The 1,539-nt window shown below is 66.5% G+C and carries 1 protein-coding gene and 1 pseudogene; one reads left to right on the forward strand and one right to left on the reverse strand.

Features of this window, described 5'->3' with window-relative positions:
• Positions 1-230: pseudogene (locus tag ACWCQ6_RS37215) on the forward strand (hypothetical protein); the annotation flags it as partial.
• 330 nt (positions 231-560) lie between these two features.
• Here the strand turns inward: ACWCQ6_RS37215 and ACWCQ6_RS37220 are convergent.
• A complete protein-coding gene (locus ACWCQ6_RS37220; protein WP_451096929.1) occupies positions 561-1,241 on the reverse strand; it encodes a hypothetical protein in 681 nt (226 codons plus the stop codon).
• Between the last annotated feature and the right edge of the window lie 298 nt (positions 1,242-1,539).

The raw sequence follows: 1,539 nt of genomic DNA on the forward strand, positions 1-1,539 counted from the left end.
GACACAGCCGGGCGAGAACCGAGCACGCCGCGGGCACGCAGATCGTCGAGGTCAGAGAGACGCTCTCCGGGGAGAGCGTCGAGCAGGTCGGCCTGGGCGGCGCGGATGCTGGGCGCGGGAGCCTGGGGGCCGGTGGCCAAGAGCGCGGCGGACGGTCACGCCGGTCATCGTACGGGCAGCGCATCACCGACCGCCCCAGCCGCCGGGCTCCCGGCTTCTCTCGGGGTTAGGGGCAGGTGAGTCCGGTGGGCGTCGCGGTTGCCCAGCTCAGCGGCATGTACCGGTGGGTGTCGGGTGCGCGACAGGTGTCGCGGACCACCGCGGGGGTGGCGGATTGATGCTGTTCTCCGAGAGCCTGCTGGCGCATCTGGCCAGCGACTACTCGTCTATCGGGTCAAAAAAACCGTGTCCAATATGCAGAAGGGCTCGGTGCCGTGAACCGACCGGGCTCGACACACTCGACACGGCTCCCGGTACAGGCCCGTTCGGGAAGTCGGCGGCTTCCCGAACGCAGAGGTGTCGTTGACAGACACGGGCCTCAGCCTAGGCTCCGGCAGGTGTTACTCGACTTCCTCGAAGTTGTAGCTGTAGCTATTGCTGCCGATCTTGATCTGCACGGTCCGGTAGCCCGGCTCGCCGTTCTTGGCGTGCTCGCCCCAGTATTGGCACGTGAAGCCGGTGTCGGCCCCGTAGTCGAACGTCTTCGCGGCGGGGAGTTTGTCGCAGGCGACCTTGCTCGCGTCGGTGCGCCCGGACTCGGCGCCGTACTTCTCGTTGATCATCTGGTAGACGAGCTTGTCGACCAGGAGCGCCTTCTTGGGCTCCTTGGTGTACGAGATGATGCTGCTGCCCGCTGTGTAGCTGTCGCTGATCTTGACGTCGTAGGGAATCTCGGCCCCCGCGTACGTCACCACGCACTGGCTGACCGCACCGGCCTTCTGGGTCACTCCGGCGGGGCACTTGGCACTGGTCTCACCGACGACCTTGGCGGTGCTGAGTACGTCCTCGCGCAGCGCGTGCTCCACCTTCTTCACAAAGGGAGCGTCGAGATCGGGGGCCGGGGTGACCCGGAGCTTGTCGCCGCCACGCATGTGCACGTCCGGCTGAGGGCCGGTAATGGCGACCGGCAGGGCCTTCGCCGCGTCGTCCGTGCCGCCGCCCTGGGCGGTTTCCGAAGTGCCGCAGCCCGCGCTGAGCAGGGTCACCGCGGCCACGCTTGTCAGAATTCTGGGGAATCGCATAGAGGGGAGCGTAAGTCCCCCCGACCGGCGGGCCGTTCCCGGGGTCCGGCACCGTTCCACGCCCGCTGCAACTACGACGTGCACGACACGGCGACGCGAACCGTCGCACACAACACCCCACCTGGGGGTGACACGACAGTGCACGACGCTTTTACAAGCCAGAGAGAACGTCCTCGGACTGACCGTCACCAAGGGCATCGCCCTCTGAACCGCCCCGGTTCGAATGGAGACTCGATTCCGTGAAAGGATTGAGTCATGGCACGCCCCTCTTCGTATCCCCTTGAGCTGCGCAAACGAG

The sequence above is a fragment of the Streptomyces sp. NPDC001880 genome, assembly GCF_053594575.1.